At 44.0% G+C, this 16,916-nt stretch carries 16 protein-coding genes, 8 tRNA genes and 1 pseudogene; 14 read left to right on the top strand and 11 right to left on the bottom strand.

Annotation, left to right across the window (positions count from 1 at the left end):
- The 4 genes from K5620_RS06385 (at position 1) to K5620_RS06400 (ending at position 3,375) form a co-directional block, all read left to right on the top strand.
- Positions 1–441 (top strand): DUF411 domain-containing protein, encoded by a 441-nt coding sequence (locus tag K5620_RS06385; RefSeq protein WP_246612314.1) that lies wholly within the window; start codon positions 1–3, stop codon positions 439–441.
- 138 nt (positions 442–579) lie between these two features.
- Positions 580–1,302, top strand: a complete 723-nt coding sequence (locus tag K5620_RS06390; protein WP_084682006.1) for a substrate-binding periplasmic protein — start codon at positions 580–582, stop codon at positions 1,300–1,302.
- Between the two features lie 91 nt (positions 1,303–1,393).
- Positions 1,394–2,329 (top strand): homocysteine S-methyltransferase family protein, encoded by a 936-nt coding sequence (locus tag K5620_RS06395; RefSeq protein ID WP_016403623.1) that lies wholly within the window; start codon positions 1,394–1,396, stop codon positions 2,327–2,329.
- Positions 2,330–2,433: 104 nt separating this feature from the next.
- Positions 2,434–3,375, top strand: coding sequence for a CgeB family protein (locus K5620_RS06400; protein ID WP_016403622.1), 942 nt, complete (start codon positions 2,434–2,436; stop codon positions 3,373–3,375).
- A gap of 235 nt (positions 3,376–3,610) precedes the next feature.
- On the opposite strand, the pseudogene K5620_RS06405 reads toward K5620_RS06400, so the two are convergent.
- The 7 genes and pseudogenes from K5620_RS06405 to K5620_RS06435 all read right to left on the bottom strand — a co-directional run bounded on the left by K5620_RS06405 (position 3,611) and on the right by K5620_RS06435 (position 4,584).
- Positions 3,611–3,697, bottom strand: a pseudogene (locus K5620_RS06405).
- 62 nt (positions 3,698–3,759) lie between these two features.
- Positions 3,760–3,840, bottom strand: a tRNA-Val gene (locus tag K5620_RS06410).
- A 62-nt stretch (positions 3,841–3,902) separates the two neighbouring features.
- A tRNA-Val gene (locus tag K5620_RS06415) sits at positions 3,903–3,978 on the bottom strand.
- Positions 3,979–4,027: 49 nt separating this feature from the next.
- A tRNA-Val gene (locus K5620_RS06420) sits at positions 4,028–4,103 on the bottom strand.
- A gap of 49 nt (positions 4,104–4,152) precedes the next feature.
- Positions 4,153–4,228 (bottom strand) — tRNA-Val (locus tag K5620_RS06425).
- Between the two features lie 155 nt (positions 4,229–4,383).
- A tRNA-Val gene (locus K5620_RS06430) sits at positions 4,384–4,459 on the bottom strand.
- Positions 4,460–4,508: 49 nt separating this feature from the next.
- Positions 4,509–4,584, bottom strand: a tRNA-Val gene (locus tag K5620_RS06435).
- A 229-nt stretch (positions 4,585–4,813) separates the two neighbouring features.
- On the opposite strand from K5620_RS06435, the gene gltX reads away from it, so the two are divergent.
- The 9 genes from gltX (at position 4,814) to K5620_RS06480 (ending at position 12,624) form a co-directional block, all read left to right on the top strand.
- Complete coding sequence (gene gltX / locus K5620_RS06440; protein ID WP_016403942.1) at positions 4,814–6,301, top strand: glutamate--tRNA ligase; 1,488 nt, start codon at positions 4,814–4,816, stop codon at positions 6,299–6,301.
- 565 nt (positions 6,302–6,866) lie between these two features.
- Positions 6,867–7,178, top strand: a complete 312-nt coding sequence (locus K5620_RS06445) for an STAS domain-containing protein (RefSeq protein WP_016403941.1) — start codon at positions 6,867–6,869, stop codon at positions 7,176–7,178.
- Positions 7,178–8,875 carry a fused response regulator/phosphatase gene (locus K5620_RS06450; RefSeq protein ID WP_016403940.1) on the top strand — a complete coding sequence of 566 codons (1,698 nt, stop codon included), beginning with the start codon at positions 7,178–7,180 and terminating at the stop codon, positions 8,873–8,875. The genes K5620_RS06445 and K5620_RS06450 overlap by 1 nt, the downstream gene beginning before the upstream one ends.
- Before the next feature lie 143 nt (positions 8,876–9,018).
- Positions 9,019–9,094: transfer RNA gene (locus K5620_RS06455), tRNA-Ala, on the top strand.
- A gap of 21 nt (positions 9,095–9,115) precedes the next feature.
- Positions 9,116–9,191: transfer RNA gene (locus K5620_RS06460), tRNA-Ala, on the top strand.
- A gap of 123 nt (positions 9,192–9,314) precedes the next feature.
- Complete coding sequence (locus tag K5620_RS06465; protein ID WP_016403939.1) at positions 9,315–9,716, top strand: hypothetical protein; 402 nt, start codon at positions 9,315–9,317, stop codon at positions 9,714–9,716.
- Between the two features lie 131 nt (positions 9,717–9,847).
- Complete coding sequence (locus K5620_RS06470; protein ID WP_016403938.1) at positions 9,848–10,540, top strand: iron-sulfur cluster assembly scaffold protein; 693 nt, start codon at positions 9,848–9,850, stop codon at positions 10,538–10,540.
- A gap of 11 nt (positions 10,541–10,551) precedes the next feature.
- Positions 10,552–11,547, top strand: a complete 996-nt coding sequence (locus K5620_RS06475; RefSeq protein WP_016403937.1) for a GGGtGRT protein — start codon at positions 10,552–10,554, stop codon at positions 11,545–11,547.
- 240 nt (positions 11,548–11,787) lie between these two features.
- Positions 11,788–12,624 carry a DUF3626 domain-containing protein gene (locus tag K5620_RS06480; protein WP_016403936.1) on the top strand — a complete coding sequence of 279 codons (837 nt, stop codon included), beginning with the start codon at positions 11,788–11,790 and terminating at the stop codon, positions 12,622–12,624.
- 85 nt (positions 12,625–12,709) lie between these two features.
- On the opposite strand, the gene K5620_RS06485 is transcribed toward K5620_RS06480, so the two are convergent.
- Both K5620_RS06485 and K5620_RS06490 read right to left on the bottom strand, forming a co-directional pair.
- Complete coding sequence (locus K5620_RS06485) at positions 12,710–13,201, bottom strand: VOC family protein (RefSeq protein WP_016403935.1); 492 nt, start codon at positions 13,199–13,201, stop codon at positions 12,710–12,712.
- Positions 13,202–13,389: 188 nt separating this feature from the next.
- The gene (locus K5620_RS06490; RefSeq protein WP_040307694.1) at positions 13,390–14,112 is read right to left on the bottom strand and encodes a sulfite exporter TauE/SafE family protein; all 723 of its coding nucleotides are present in this window, start codon (positions 14,110–14,112) and stop codon (positions 13,390–13,392) included.
- A 155-nt stretch (positions 14,113–14,267) separates the two neighbouring features.
- Between K5620_RS06490 and K5620_RS06495 the strand changes: the two genes are divergently transcribed.
- Positions 14,268–15,134, top strand: coding sequence for a LysR family transcriptional regulator (locus K5620_RS06495; protein ID WP_016403933.1), 867 nt, complete (start codon positions 14,268–14,270; stop codon positions 15,132–15,134).
- A 73-nt stretch (positions 15,135–15,207) separates the two neighbouring features.
- Here the strand turns inward: K5620_RS06495 and K5620_RS06500 are convergent, their stop codons facing one another.
- Together K5620_RS06500 and K5620_RS06505 are read right to left on the bottom strand one after the other, a co-directional pair.
- The gene (locus K5620_RS06500) at positions 15,208–15,933 is read right to left on the bottom strand and encodes an amino acid ABC transporter ATP-binding protein (protein ID WP_040307693.1); all 726 of its coding nucleotides are present in this window, start codon (positions 15,931–15,933) and stop codon (positions 15,208–15,210) included.
- 19 nt (positions 15,934–15,952) lie between these two features.
- Complete coding sequence (locus tag K5620_RS06505; RefSeq protein ID WP_016403931.1) at positions 15,953–16,900, bottom strand: amino acid ABC transporter permease; 948 nt, start codon at positions 16,898–16,900, stop codon at positions 15,953–15,955.
- Between the last annotated feature and the right edge of the window lie 16 nt (positions 16,901–16,916).

A 16,916-nucleotide genomic window follows, 5' to 3' on the forward strand; every position in this document is an offset into this window, starting at 1 on the left:
ATGATGAAAATACTAAACAAAATACTACTAAGCCTTTTGGTCTGTTTCAGCAGTTCGGTATTGGCTAAAACTAGCATTGAGCTATATAAGTCACCCACTTGTGGTTGTTGTACAAAGTGGGCGGAAATAATGGAGCAAAAAGGGTATCAGGTGAATGTGCATCACAAACAACAGTGGAATGTACTAAAACAAAGTTATGACATGCCTCCTCAGCTGCAGTCTTGCCATAGTGCAGTGATTGATGGCTATTTAATAGAAGGGCATGTACCGGAAAGTGACATTGCCCGCTTGTTAAAAGAACGCCCCAAAAACATCAAAGGCTTAGCTGCGCCTGGAATGCCACAACATTCGCCGGGCATGGCTAAAGAAGGAGCTGCTTATAAAGACTTTAAAGTTATCGCTTTTTCAGAGGACGGCTTAAGTATTTATAAGCAGTATTAAGGTGTTGTAGGTGCTCTAAACTTAGGCCAGCTCGTTGCTGGCCTTTTCATTGTTAGTTGCTAACAATGAGAGTTCGCGTTTGACAGAGGTGTGAATTAAGCTTTATCTACGTAGATAACTGAAATTGAAGACATTCAAATGAAGCTATTATTAGTCATGGTTCTGTTGTTTTCTTGGTCAATACATGCCAAATCTCAATCCGAAACAACAACCATGTATTTCGCTAATATCCCCAATAATTTTACCGTAGCTATAGGCGCAGAGGTTATTAAGACTGCATACCAAAAACTGGGCATTGCGGTCGAGTTTGTTGATATGCCCACTAAACGCGCACTGAAACAATCTAATGAAGGAAAAGTTGATGGTGAAATTCACCGTGTTTGGAGTATCGTCGATAGTTATCCAAACCTGATTCGAGTACCCACTCCAATTAATTACATAGACCAGGTTGTATTTAGTTCGATACAGAATGTAGATATAAAGCAGTGCGAAGATTTAGCGCCTTATACTGTTGGGATAGTGAGAGGGGTGAAGCATGCTGAAGAATGCACTCGAGATCTTCCTCTTCAAAGGGTTTTTAATACATCTACCAAGATGATGACCATGTTAAGTGCACAAAAAATTGATTTTGCTATTTCATCTTGGGTCAACGGTATGTGGTTAAGAAAAACCATGGATATAGATAATGTACATGTGGTTGGCCCTCCGGTAAGTCGGCAATTGCTCTATCACTACGTGCATAAAAAACATGCCGATTTGGTCGAGAAAATCGACGCGGTGTTTATCGATATGCAAGAGAGTGGCGAGCTTGAGCTGCTTAGGAAGCAAGTGATAAATGATTTATTAAAAAATGCACCTTAAAATCTGAATACCTCGTTCTTGCACTAAGCCAAGTGTTCTTCTTTTAGCTGCAAAGTGAGCAATACGACCCAAGCCAATCCAGGTGAGTATAGTGAAACAGAATCCTCTTTTACCGCACCTAAGCAGTAAACTCTTTGCCTGTTATACCGGGTTGGAAACCGAGCTGGTTTATCGCCGTGGTTTTAATTTACCCGGTTTTGCCGCTTATCCTTTGTTAACTACTCCCAGTGATAAACTTTTGCTTGATGCTTATTACAAGCAACTGATCGAGTTAGCGAGAGGGTTGGGCGTAGGGTGTATTCTTGATTCAGTGTCTTGGGCGGCAAATCGAGACCGAGCTTCTGCTCTTGGCATCACTGTTGGTCAGCTGAAGTGGTTTAACATAGAAGCAATAGAATTCATCGCGAGTATTAAGCAGCAGAACCCTGATGTGACAATAGTATTATCAGCGCAAGTAGGCCCACGTGATGATGGTTATGCCCCCCGTCATTTAATGAATGTGCAACAGGCTTTTAGTTATCACTGTGAGCAAATAATGGTGTACTCCAGCACTAAAGCGGACCTTATCAGTGCATTTACTATTTGCTATGCCGAAGAAGCCATCGGTATCGTTAAGGCCGCGCAGAAGTACGCTATGCCTGTTGCCATCGCGTTCACCTTAGAAATCGATGGCTGTTTACCTACAGGTATGGCCTTGAAAGATGCTATCGCGATGGTGGATGCGGAAACAGATTCAGCAGCGCTTTATTACTTAATAAACTGTGCTCACCCTAGTCATTTTGCTCAGATCTTCGATGGAGGAGCTTGGATGCAACGCTTGCTTGGTTTGGTTGTAAATGCCTCTTGTTGCAGTCACCAAACGCTTGAACAAGCCACTGACTTAGATGAAGGAAATCCGGCTGAGTTAGGTAAGCAAGTTGCAGAATTTCATCGCCGGTATCCCCAACTCAATATTCTAGGCGGCTGTTGCGGTACCGATATGCGTCATATGAAATCAATATTTGAAGCGGTTTTAAATGGTAAATAGTTGTTCGCTTTGGCTGGAGTTATTCATTTTCTGAATACACTTGGCGAATTAGTAAGTAGAAAATGTTACAGTGAGCTTGCCTAAAATTAAATCAGGGAGGATTTATGGCAGGCGTATGTCTTGTTGTACATGAGACTTCAATACCCTATGTGAAAAATGTTCTCGCGGCGATAGCGGATGCACTTAAAGATGCTTTTGGCTGTGACTGTCCGATGATAGCTTGCTCGTCAATTGATTCTGCTGAAACAAAGGATGTTGAATATATTTTCATTATTGGAGAGAACTTAGGGCGTTTTACCCGAAAACAGGGTAGGCGATACATCTTTATAAACTTTTCAGTTGTATCAAAACTTGGGAGCCTCGCGAGTAATAGCTTAAATGGTTCCAAACTAATTCGTTATAAAAGTCAGCTTTTGCAAAGCAAATTAGATTTGTTTGATGCTGTGATGGATTATTACCCACCACAGACACGTTACTTATCGAAAACACTCAATACTCCAGTGTTTGGTTTTGTTCCTTGGGTCGCTCCTTGTGCGGGCTTAAAGCCTATACCTCTCGAGTCACGAGCCTATGATGTTTGTTTTGTGGGTAGTCTTAGTAAGAGAAGGCAAAGAGTTCTAGATAAACTAAAAGCTGAGGGGTGCGTGCTTTCACCTTTCTCTAATGTTGTTGCAGAAGAGGTGTCTGCGCAATCTCGCTGTACCTTAAATATTCACTTAGAGCGTTCAAATCACCTAGAGATCCCTCGAGTGATGGGGGCTCTAGCGCAATCACCACTTATAACTGAAAGCAGTTATGGTATTTATGAGTTAATACCAAAACAGTTGGTTCAAGTGCACTCTTATTCTAACCTGGTAAATCAGACCTTGGCTTTGTTAGCAAACCCGAAAAGCTTAGAAGAGACTGCTTTACGAGCAAGAAGTTGGTATATCGAAGTAGCTGCACCGCGATATAAAGATATGTTTATTTCAGCTGTAAACGAGCTTAGGTTTACTCTGAAAGTGACTAGAGCCTCGAAGCAGGTAGATAGTTTATCGGTTGAATAAGCATATTGAAGGTGTAAGCAACAGGCTTGAGTGAGCAGCTTGGCCGAAAGCAAAAAGGCCTGCAAATGATGCAGGACTTTTTATTATGGTGGTCGCAACGGTGCTTGAACCAGTGACCCTCGCCTAGCAAAGAGGAGGGCGTTGCTCTCCCGCTCTTTATGGCTAAGCGATGAGTTCGAGTTTTCTGATTGGCCAAAAGCAAAAAGGCCTGCAAATAATGCAGGCTTTTTTAATATGGTGGTCGCTACTGGGCTTGAACCAGTGACCCTCGCCTAGCAAAGAGGAGGGCGTTGCTCTCCCGCTTTTTATGGCTAAGCGATACGTTCGAGTTTTCTGTTTGGCAGAAAGCAAAAAGGCCTGCAAATGATGCAGGCCTTTTTAATATGGTGGTCGCTACTGGGCTTGAACCAGTGACCCTCGCCTTGTAAGGGCGATGCTCTCCCGCTTTTTATGGCTAAGCGATACGTTTGAGTTTTCTGATTGGCGGAAAGCAAAAAGGCCTGCAAATAATGCAGGCCTTCTTAATATGGTGGTCGCTACTGGGCTTGAACCAGTGACCCTCGCCTTGTAAGGGCGATGCTCTCCCAACTGAGCTAAGCGACCGAATTTTGTGTTACTCGTAAACCGTTCAAAGAACCATTTATTTTAAATATGGTGGTCGCTACTGGGCTTGAACCAGTGACCCTCGCCTTGTAAGGGCGATGCTCTCCCAACTGAGCTAAGCGACCGAATTTTGTGTTACTAGCAAACCGTTCAAAGAACCATTTACTTTAAATATGGTGGTCGCTACTGGGCTTGAACCAGTGACCCTCGCCTTGTAAGGGCGATGCTCTCCCAACTGAGCTAAGCGACCAACGGGTTTCGTTGCTATGCAACTGGAGGCTAATTTACATTAACACCCAATAAATATGGTGGTCGCTACTGGACTTGAATCGGTGATTCTCGCCATATAGAGAGTAGGGCGATGCCCTTACCAACCACTAACACTTCATGCTAAGTGTTTAAATATGGTGGTCGCTACTGGGCTTGAACCAGTGACCCTCGCCTTGTAAGGGCGATGCTCTCCCAACTGAGCTAAGCGACCGAATTTTGTGTTACTAGCAAACCGTTCAAAGAACCATTTACTTTAAATATGGTGGTCGCTACTGGGCTTGAACCAGTGACCCTCGCCTTGTAAGGGCGATGCTCTCCCAACTGAGCTAAGCGACCGTCTTGTGGGGGCGTATTATAGGGTGGTCTGCGTGTGTGTCAACGCAAATTTTAAGGAAACTGACTGCTTGCACAAATTCTCGTCAAAATGCCTATTTAGGCCGCTGTATTGGCCAGAATGTTAGCAAATTAAGCGTATTTTGAGTGTGGCTCTTAGCTAGCGAATTTTGTTGGGTGTGGTAAAATCCGCGCCATTCAACTCGGTCAACTATTTAACTAGAGAATAAACATGACAGTTCGTACTCGCGTAGCACCTTCACCAACGGGTGACCCACATGTAGGTACCGCCTATATCGCATTATTTAACTACTGTTTTGCCAAGCAACATGGTGGCGAATTTATTCTACGTATTGAAGATACCGACCAAGCACGTAGTTCGCGTGAATCTGAACAAGCGATCTACGACAGCCTAAGCTGGATAGGTTTGAATTGGGATGAAGGCCCAGATTGTGGCGGAGCCGCAGGCCCATACCGCCAGAGCGAGCGTAGTGACATATACAAGAAATTCGCTCAACAGCTTATTGATGAAGGCAAAGCATTTTACTGTTTTGCTACGTCAGAAGAGCTTGATGAAATGCGTAAGCAGCAAATGGCAGAAGGTCTGCAGCCTAAATACGATGGCCGAGGCTTAAAACTTAGCGCTGAAGAAATTGCTGCTAACCTAGCAGAAGGCAAACCTTACGTAGTGCGTATGAAAATACCTGAGTCTGGTAGCTTTAGCTTTACCGACTATTTACGTGGTGAAGTTGAGATCCCTTGGGAACAGGTAGATATGCAAGTGCTACTTAAAGCCGATGGTTTACCAACTTACTTCTTGGCTAACGTTGTAGACGACCACCTAATGGGCATTACCCACGTATTTCGCGGTGAAGAATGGTTAAACTCTGCGCCAAAACTGCTGAAGTTATATCAAGATTTGGGTTGGGAAGCGCCAGTGCTTGGCCACATGCCGTTGTTGCGTAACCCGGATAAGAGCAAGCTGAGTAAGCGTAAAAACCCAACCAGCGTAAATTACTATCGCAAAATGGGCTTCTTGCCAGAAGCAATGCTTAACTATTTAGGCCGTATGGGTTGGTCTATGCCTGATGAGCGTGAGAAATTCACCTTGTCAGAAATGATTGAGCACTTCGATATGAAACGTGTATCGCTTGGCGGCCCAGTATTTGATGTAGAAAAACTCAAATGGTTAAACGGTTTGTGGATCCGTGAAGAGCTAAGCGATGAGCAGTTAGCTCAACGTTTAGTTGAGTGGGCTTACAATCAAGAAACCTTAATGAGCATTATTCCGCAAGCCAAAGCGCGCTTAGATGTATTAAGTGACTTAGCACCGCTTGCTGGGCACTTTGTGTCTGGCATTCCAGAATATGCGCCAGAGCTGCTTACTGCAGGTAAACTTGAAGAAGAGCAAGTTCGTAGTTTGTTGCAGATGTTTATTTGGCAATTAGAAGAGCAGCGTCAATGGGACAAAGACACGGTATTTGCGGTAGCTAAGCAACTATCTACTCATCTAGATGTTAAAATCCGTGATTTCTTAGAGCCTATTTTTGTGGCGATTACTGGCAAAACCAGTTCTACCTCGGTAGTTGATGCTATGGCTATTCTAGGTTCAGACATGAGCCGAGCACGTTTACGCTTTGCACTAAGCCATATTGGCGTCAGTAAGAAGCAAGCTAAGTCGTTAGATAAAGCATATCGCGCATACAAAGCTAGCTGGTAAACCGCCGTTAATACTTAAAAAGCCAACGCTAAGCGTTGGCTTTTTTATTTCTTAGCGTAAATAGTTTGTTTATACCAATAACATGCTGCCACAAGCTGCAAGCAGTAAACCTAGTGCCAGCAAGAACTGCAATTGAAGTCTAATACTCATCGTGTTCCTATATTATGCATCAGTAGATAACTTATCTTGCATCAAGCACAGCAGCGATTACCTTGAATTGCTTCACAGTTTGTTTTTTGACCAGTGCTTATACATTAAAAACCTTCTTTAGGTCTCATTTATATTGCGTTTTAATGCCAATCTTGTAACCAAATTGACACAATGGCGTAACATGCTTATTCACAAATGACTTATTTGTAAATAAAGTATTGAGCATCTAGTATTTGGCTTTTTTTTTGCTATTGTTGTAGTTGCACTAAGCTTGATTGTGGATATTAAGCAATAAGTTATGACCGAGTGAACATGAATAAGTTTGAAGCAAGGAAAGCTTTAGCACTCGGTTAAGTGAAATCAACTAAATTTGGTTTTTAGCATAAACCAATAGTGATCGTTACAAGGAGATTCGATGTCTATTAGTAGTCAGTTAGATCAAGATTCAGGTCAGCTTATTATTAGTGTGGCCGGTAGGTTTGATTATTCTTTGCACCGTGACTTCAGAGCTTGTTACGAGCACGTATCGGTAGAGGGAATTCAGCTAATTCTTGACTTAAGCAGTGCTGATTATATGGATAGTTCAGCATTAGGCATGATGTTGTTGCTCAAAGAACATGCTGAAAAAAGCCAAGCTGAAGCCCTTACTATTCGTAAACCCTCACCGGCAATTTTAAAAATTTTAGAAATAGCCAACTTCGATAAACTACTTAAAATCGAAAATTAGTGTTTGAAGTTGATACGCTAAGTTTTCTTAACAAGGCGGTTAAAGGCACAGCCCTAGTGGTTGACGATACCCGCATAAATCGTTTGTTGTTGGGAAAAATACTCAGTGATATTGGCTATCAGGTGGTATTTGCTGAACATGGCCGAGAAGCGGTAGAGCTGTTTCAGCAGCAAGATATCGATATTGTGTTCATGGATGTCTTGATGCCAGTAATGGATGGGTATCAAGCAACCGCCGAAATTAAACGTTTAAGTACTCAAAAATTTACCCCAGTTTTATTTGTTACCGCGCAAAATGAAGTGGATGCATTGGTTAAGTGCATTGCCTGTGGCGGAGACGACATTCTATTTAAGCCTGTTCATCAAGCGGTACTCAAAGCCAAAGCCCTTGGCTTTGAGCGCACTAGAGCTATTTACAATGAAATAAGCCGACTGCATAACCAGCTTCAAGAGGAAGAAGAGCTAGCCGAGCGAGTATTTAGTAGCGCGGTGGCTAACTCACATTGTGCCGACCAAGAACTGCTTGTATCGCTCGATAGCGCGTCTACCTTTTCCGGAGATGTTGTTTTTGCAGAGTATCGCCCAAATGGCGATATTCATGTTTTGCTGGGTGACTTTACTGGGCATGGTTTGCGAGCAGCAATAGGTGCAATGCCCGTTGCCGATATTTTTAGAGGCATGACTCGCAAAGGTTATACTGGCGAAGCCATTCTTCGGCAAATTAACCGTCGCCTGCATCGCTTATTACCCACCGGTATGTTTATGGCCGGTATATTTGTAGAGCTTTCGCTTCAGCAAAAATCCTTAACAGTGTGGAATGGCGGCATGCCAGAGCTACTTGTTTACAATATTCAACAACAAAGTATTCGTGAACGCCTAAGATCTGAATCAATTCCTCTAGGTATTCAAAACGAAGTAGAACTCAACCTCAAAACGCTACCTTGGTTGCCCTATGACCACGTGGTGTTATTAAGTGACGGCGTGACCGAAGCGCTTAGTGTTAGTGGCGAGATGTTTGGCGAACAGCGTTTAATAAATGCAATTACTGATAAGGCGAGCCATCCCTCTTTTATTGCCAGTATTCAGCATGCGCTAGAAGGATTTTGTGAAGGTGCTGAGCAACTCGATGATATCAGCATGGTAGAAGTGCCCGATTTATTGAATAGGCCAAACCAACACGCAGCCGATACTTATAACGCTGGTCCACTGGCTGCAGGGCGATGGAGTTGGCAACTAGAGTTAGACGCTACCAGTCTTAAAAAATTTACGCCTATCCCCCTATTGATGACCACCTTGCAAGAGCTGTCGGTACACCAAACTGACCGCAATATTTTATTTACCGTAGTCAGTGAATTGTTTAATAACGCCTTTGAACATGGCGTATTAGGGCTAGATTCGGCGATAAAAACTTCTGCTAGTGGTTTTGAAGAGTATTATCGCCAGCGTAAACGCAGAGCCAAACAACTTACCGAAGGCTCGGTAAACATTGCGATTGAATTTGATGGAAAGCAGACTCGACAATTCACTATTCAAGTTGCTGACAGTGGCAATGGGTTTGAAGCCTCACAAGTTGCTGAAAAAAATGCTGAACAGCAATACTCGGGCAGAGGCTTGCGTTTGGTAGAGTCTCTTTGCGAAAGCATGACGTTTAATCCGCAAGGCAACTGCGTTACTGCGGTTTACCGCTGCCAACATTAAACAAAATTCTATAAATGGTCTTGAATTGTTGGCTAAATGAGCAAGTGGCTCGTTTCTTAGTAAAAACGGTTGACACTCTAGTTCCCGCTGCTTAGAATTCTGCTCGCTTTCGGCAGATATTGTGTTGAAAGCAGTGTGATTTTGGGGCTATAGCTCAGCTGGGAGAGCGCTTGCATGGCATGCAAGAGGTCCGCGGTTCGATCCCGCGTAGCTCCACCAATTCACACCCTACCGTATATCGGGGCTATAGCTCAGCTGGGAGAGCGCTTGCATGGCATGCAAGAGGTCCGCGGTTCGATCCCGCGTAGCTCCACCAATTTTCCTTCTTATTCTGTATCGAACAACTAACAGTAGTTGTAATTTTCTGTTGCTATCTATTTTTGCTTTAAGCCGCTACTTACTACACTCAAAGTCTGATGTATTACCTTGAGTACCGCTTATGTTTATCCGCAATCTTGGTTTACTTTGCTTATTAGCCGCTGGTTTAGCGACCTTTACGACTGCCTCTCTAGCCGAACCACTACCCACTCGAGACCAAGCTGCACAAGCTTTAGCAGCAAGTTATAACCAACAGCAACGCCAGTTCATGCTTGAGTCGGTTAATGCTACCGCCAGCGCTCAAGGAGACTTGGTTCACTACCACCTTACCTTAGCTGAGCAAGGCTCTAGTGCTAAAGACATCGAACTGCTCGCCCAACAAGTAAGGGCCGATATTTGCAAAGTCGACCAGCAGTCTTTGTATCGTGGGGTAAGAGTTAAACTGGTGATAAACGCTAGCAATGGAGATTCGCTGTATCAAGCCATTCAAAGTGACAACGACTGCTCACGTTTGCCCTATTAACATCTCATAAAAATAACCAAACAATACCATCGCTAAAACGGTTAATTCTTCTTAGCTGAGGAATTGACCGCTTACTTGTTTACTTATCGTCTATCCTCTTGATAAGACGTGTGAATTGAGGAGTGTTATGTATGTCTTTTACCAATACCATCGAGTCAATGTGTCCGATTGCTCGCGGGCCCGACCATCGAAACTCACCGATCCCAATGGAAGGAAAGTGGGTGAATGCCATTGAAGTTACCGACATCTCGGGTTTATCAAATGGGGTGGGTACTTGCGCCCCTCATCAAGGGGCGACCAAAGTTTCCATAAATGTCAAAAACGGCATCATTGAAGAATGTTTAATTGAAACTGTAGGCTGCTCGGGTATGACCCATTCAGCGGCAATGGCATCAGAGATCTTGACCGGGAAAACCTTGTTGGAGGCTCTGAATACCGATTTGGTCTGTGATGCAATTAATGTCGCTATGCGTTCTATTTTTGAAAACCTGGCCTATGGACGCAGTCAAACCGCATTTTCTGAAGGGGGCCTGCCTGTTGGAGCGGGCTTAGATGATTTAGGTAAGGGCTTGCGTTCGCAAGTAGGTACAGCCTATGGCACCAAAGCGAAGGGCGCACGTTATTTAGAACTAGCAGAAGGTTATGTTACGCGTATGGCTTTAGACGAAGACAACGAAATCATCGGTTACGAGATAGTGCAAATGGGCAAAATGATGAGTGCAATTGCCGATGGTGTAGACGCGAATCAAGCCTTAAAAGACAGCAAATCTCATTATGGTCGCTTCGAAGATGGCGTTCAATATGTTGATCCGCGAAAGGTATAGGGAGCAGTATTATGGCAGAATTTGAAGGAAAAGAGCGCCGAATTGAGCGGATTGAGCAAACCTTAGCCCAGTATCAAATTGAATCATTGGAAGCGGCTCGAGAGCTGTGTCAGTCTCGCGGGTTTGACCCACATGACATTACCTTAACCACTCAACCGATTGCTTTCGAAAATGCCGCTTGGGCTTATGTATTGGGCGGAGCCATAGCAATTAAAAAGCAAGATAAAACCGCTGAGCAAGCTGCTCTCTCGATAGGTGAGGCCTTACAAAGTTTTTGTGTACCTGGCTCGGTAGCCGACCAACGTAAAGTGGGCTTAGGGCATGGCCAACTTGCTTCTCGCTTGCTTTCTACTCAGTCAGATTGCTTTTGCTTCTTGGCTGGCCACGAGTCTTATGCCGCTGCAGAAGGGGCGATTAAAATCTCTGAATATGCCAACCAAGTAAGAAGTAAACCGCTGCGCCTGATTCTTAACGGCCTTGGTAAAGACGCCGCCTATATGATTGCGCGCATGAATGGTTTTACCTACGTGCAAACGCAGTTTGATTATCAAACCGGCGAGCTCAATATCACTCGAGAAAAGGTGTTTGGTAAAGGCCACCGAGCTACTATCCGCTGTTATGGCACCGACGACGTGGTTGAAGGTGTGGCAGTAATGCATCACGAAGGCGTGGATATATCCATTACTGGTAACTCTACTAACGCAGCGCGTTTTCAGCATCCGGTTGCGGGCTCCTACAAAAAGGAGCGCTTGTTACTGGGCAAAGAATATTTCTCGGTAGCCTCTGGTGGTGGTACTGGGCGAACCATGCACCCAGATAACGTTGGCGCAGGGCCAGCTTCCTATGGGTTAACCGATACCATGGGCAGAATGCACTGCGATGCCCAATTTGCGGGCTCTTCTTCAGTACCGGCGCATGTAGAGATGATGGGCTTAGTCGGTATGGGCAACAACCCTATGGTGGGTGCCAGTGTTGCGGTGAGTGTGGCGGTAGAGCAATCGCAATAAAATGCAGGTTCCGCAAAAATCATATTATAGCCACCTATAGGGTGGCTTTTTTGGTGTTAGTGAACTGCTGGTAAATGTAATGCTTAGCTTGAGTGCGCATAAATATTTTGAGCGTTAATAACAAAAGGCTAATTGAGCTAGTTTGCGGTATGTCATAATTGTTTGATTGGTTTTAATCCCCTTATATTGCCGCTTGCTTAGCGATAGAGTTAAGGCTGTAATATGATAATTGGAGAGTGAATGAGCGATAAAGTTGTAGAGCAAGCAATCGATAATGTCAGAAAGAAGTCTAAGGGAAGCTTCACACCAGGTAACTACCGAATAACCATAAACTTTCATCCCGATCGCTATACCACCACAGGTATCCCTTTACTGCTTGCAATCGCTCAAGATGGCTGTTTGAAATCTCAGTTTGAAACGGCAACTAGCAACGGCGGGCTTAGTGCTTATAAGGGCGGCGAGCGTTGGCTATGGGAGCAAAAGGCATTTGATGGCGCATACAACAACGCCGATAATCGTCTTAGGCCTAAATATGGCGCACTTAACTTTCGAGAGTATCAAACAGGTGCATCTTGCCGATTTGGCTCTGCCTATTTTGAGTTAAAGCCACAGGTACTAGAACGCACTACCTTTTGTTATCCCGACAGTTACTTTACTCCCGAAGACTTTGCTGTGTGTAGCCAGTTAGGTAGTCTTATCGACAAAGCGAATGCCTCAAATGACGATTTGCTTGATGATTATATCGAAGCGCACATTCACGGAGTTCTATCGGTAAAAGATGATATTGAATGTTTGGTACTTGATCCCTGTTATCACTCTAGCGTTGTTGAAGAGCATGCTTTAAAGCTAGGTGTTCCAGTTAAATGGCATAAAGGCTATGAGCTGAGTCTTGAGAGTATGAGTCTTTATCCAGATTATCGAGGGCAACGGTTTATTGAGCTGGCTAAAGAGATTGCGCAGAACGGGTTTATTAACCCAAGATTGCTAGGGATAGCGATAACCCGGCAGGGTTACGATGAACAAGACATAAAGAAAATCTGGCACTACCTCGCTAGATTTGGGTATTCATCTATTTGAACCTTTATCGCTGCGTAGTAGTTAAACAAGCAAAAGGCTTAGCATCGCTGCTAAGCCTTTTTTGGTAGCTATATTACGCTATTACTTACTCGTAATCAGAGGCATACGTGTCTTCGTAAGAGTGCGAGTAGAACTCAAATAGGTTACCAAATGGGTCTTCTAGGTAAACCATTTGTGCTTGCTTAGAATCATCTTCTGGGTGATAACGGTGAATGTCCATGCGCACTTTACCGCCAAACTCTTCAACACGTTTGATTGCTGATTCAAACTGCTCTTTAGGTAGTTGTAAACAGAAATGGAAGATACCAAGGCGAGAGAAGTCTACCTCGTGACGCTCATCGCGCTCTTTCATTTCAAACAGTTCCACTCCAATACCGTCAGAAGTCACAAGGTGGGCAATATTAAAACCTTTGAAGCCTTCACCAAATACTGCGATACACATGCGACCGATTGCTGATTCGCGCTCTTCGATTACTTTAGTGTTGTTCATTACAATGCGAAGGCCTAGCGCTTTAGTGTAGAACTCTACCGCTTTGTCCATATCGCCAACCATGATACCTACGTGATTCATTTTCATAATTCTTCTCCAAACCTTAATTTGTAAACTGTTGCGTTGTTTTGCTTCGATGGAGAAAGTATATGCAGCTCGGTAAATTTTATGAAATTATTAAAAATTATTAATTTGATAATTTTTTATTATCTAATTTGAAGCGGAAGACAAGCTGCGTTGTAGAGTTAATGGGGCCGAATCTAGTCGTGTTTAGCTTAGTTGAATAGCAGCTTTATCGCGGCAAACAAAATTAGCACTCTAATTGCCCAGGTCATTTGTTTTAAGTTGATCTTTTTGAGTATAAGAAAACCCAAGGCGCAACCAACTAGCAGACTAGGCAGAGCACTTAAACTGGTTTTTGCTGTTTCTATGTTGAGCAAGCCAATACTGATTAGCATGGGCACTTTGGCTACATTAACTAGGCCTGCTACCCAGGCACGGGTGCTTACATAACTGGTTTTACCTAGTTGTTGCTGCATCATGTATAAACTTATTATTGGGCCAGCAGAATTGGCGGTCATGCTAATAAAGCCGGCAAATACGCCGCTGCCAGCAGCTACCGCGGGTGTTTTTATACATTGTGAGTTGCTGCGTTCCAAGTAGATACTTAAAACCAGCATACCAAGAATGATAGAGCCAATGGCTAGGGTAAATTCGCCAGGGTCCAAATAGGAGAGCAACAGTGCACCAATCCCACAGCCCAACACCATAAATACCAACAAACGCAGTAGAATTCGCCATGCTATTTTGTGGCGATATACCGCCATGGTGAGAATGTCGGTGAGTAAAAACATTGGGATGAGTATCGCCAGTGCTTGCCCATCGGGATAGGCGATGAGTAACAAGGGCAAGATAAGTGCGCCCATTCCTCCAATAGAGAATTTAGAAATTCCGGTTAATAAAGCAACCAGGTGCAAGATGATGATTGTGCTATCCACTTTACCTCTTTCAATGTAAGCCATTGAGCTTGTGAATGTGCTGCGCAGAATAGCAAATGCCATGAAAGATAAATAATCACTTATTTGGATAATCTTGATTGTATTTATCTATATAGATTAAGCTGCTTGTTAGGGTATCTATATCGAGAGTGAACATGAACCATGAGCAGCTACGCGCCTTTGTGAGTGTTGCCCAGCTGGGAAGTTTTCGGGCAGCAGCGCAGCATTTAAATAAAACTCAACCTACCTTGAGCGCTTCGGTTAAAAGCTTAGAGCAGCACTTTTCTATTACTCTGTTTAATCGCTCTAGTTATCGCCCAACACTTACCGCAGAAGGGGAGCGCTTTTTAGTTAAAGCCAAAAGTTTGCTTAAACAAGCTAATGAGTTAGAGCTGTTAGGCCATGAGCTTGCGCAAGGCGCCGATCCGGAGCTTGCTCTCACCCTAAGCCCAATGTGCTATTTGCCACCGCTGGTAAGCAAAATAGAAGCTTTTTCAAAACACTACAGTAAGTTGCAACTTAACCTAGACTCTGGCCATTTATCGGGCATTTTAGAGGCCTTGTTAAAACAACAATCCGATCTAGCCTTGGCACCCAACATAGGCTTAGATGGCCGCTTTGATTTTGTAGAAGTAGGCAAAGTTCACATGATAACGGCAGCGGCGCCACATTTGTTTGAGCAACACGAGCAAGTGCTTAAACAAAGCATGTTGCGTAACAAACCACATATTTTATTGGCTGATTCTGGCTCCGAGGCTCGCTCAGACAATATTAATGTGATTGCTGGCGGCCAACGCTGGTATGTAAATGACTATCATCTAAAAAAGGAGTTGCTGTTAGCGGGCTTAGGTTGGGCAAGAATGCCTGAGCATATTGTGCAGCAAGAGCTAGAGCAGGGCTTATTGGTAAGCTTGAAAGTGGAGCAATTTGCTTATAGTAGCCAAGTACCCATTTATTTAATCAAGTTGCGTGAGCGAGCAGATAAAGAAATTGTGCGGGCGTTTTGGCAGCAATTTAGTTGAAGGTGTTGGTGTAACGCCTGCAAACAAAAAGGGAGCTTAAGCTCCCTTTTCTGTCGTGTAATTCAAGTTCACGTTAAAGAACCATCGACAAAAACTGCTGCAGCCTTGGGTGGCTAGGCTTGTCGAAAAACGCTTCTGGCGTAGCTTCTACTAAGAGCTCGCCATCTTCCATAAACAATACTCGGTCTGCCACTTCACGGGCAAAACCCATTTCGTGGGTAACTACCACCATTGTCATGCCGTCGGCAGCGAGACCTTTCATTACATCTAATACTTCGCCTACCATTTCTGGGTCAAGCGCCGAGGTGGGCTCGTCAAACAACATAATGTTAGGTTGCATCGCCAGAGCTCGTGCAATCGCCACACGCTGCTGCTGACCGCCAGATAGGTGAGAAGGGTAGTTGCCCATTCTATCTGCTAAACCTACTTTAAGTAGCAAGGCTTTAGCTTCATCTTCGGCTTGTTGTTTGGGGCGTTTGGCCACTTTTAGTGGTGCCAGCATTACATTGCCTAAGGCTGTTTTGTGTGGGAACAAGTTGAAATTTTGGAACACCATACCTACTTCTTCACGCAGGCTATTAATGTTGGTGCCTTTAGCGTACATATCGGTACCATCAATATGAATGGTGCCGCTGCTTACGGTTTCTAGCTGGTTTAAGGTACGCAAAAACGTTGACTTACCCGAGCCAGAAGGCCCCACAATCACTACTACTTCGCCACGGTTTACCGTTGCGGATACGTCTTTTAATGCGTGGCAGCCATTGGGGTAAATTTTGTTTATGTTCTTTGCAACAATCATGTCGTTGCCTTGGTAATCTTTAGTCACTGGCAGCTAACCTCTTTTCTAAGCGTTGAATAGCCCAAGACAGGCTGCTGGTAAGTACCAAGTAAAGTAGGGCTACAGTAAACCATACTTCAAAAGGTGCAAAGCTACCGCTAACTACTTCACGACCGGCTTTGGTTAAGTCGGTAATGGATATCACTGACACCAGTGAAGAATCTTTAATCAGGTTAATAAACTGGCCCGCCATTGGTGGCAAGGTTCGCTTAAAGGCCTGCGGTAAAATCACGTTCACCATGGCTTGTGGGTAGTTCATACCCAAAGAGCGGGCGGCTTCCATTTGGCCTTTAGGAATAGACTGAATACCTGAACGGATGATCTCCGCTACGTAGGCAGCAGTAAACACCGATAAAGCAATCACACCTGCAGTAAAGCGTTCTAAATCGAATACGGTGCCAATAAAAAAGTACACAATAAAGATTTGTACCAGCAGTGGTGTGCCGCGAATAATTTCAATATAGGTGATAGACAGCTTACGTAGCGCTGGGTTGTCGGCGATACGCATTAAACCAATCACTAAGCCAAGCAAAATGGCAAATACCAATGACCACAATGAAATTTTAATCGTAACAATTAAGCCTTCGGTGAGCGGGCCAATTCGCCACTCTTCAGAAGAGGCCAGTTGGTCGCCTTCAAATACTAGGTCACCTTCGTATACTGAGATGTTTTCAAACTCAGATAGATTTACTAATACCTCGCCACCATCAGACACTAATTGCAGTTGGCCTGCTGCATTACTTTCAATACTGCCGTCTTGCGGCGCAGTAATGCTGGCTGCTTCGTTATTTACGATGTAAGGAACAACACGTTGCCAGTTCCAGTTATAGTCAATTTTTTCGCCCGACAGATAAATGAGTCCGCATAGGCTAAGTAAAATGGCAACAAAAACACCATTCCACAGAATTTTGCTTGCTTGAGTTTGCATCTGAAGCTCTTTTATT

Source organism: Agarivorans albus (assembly GCF_019670105.1).
Lineage (GTDB): Bacteria > Pseudomonadota > Gammaproteobacteria > Enterobacterales > Celerinatantimonadaceae > Agarivorans > Agarivorans albus.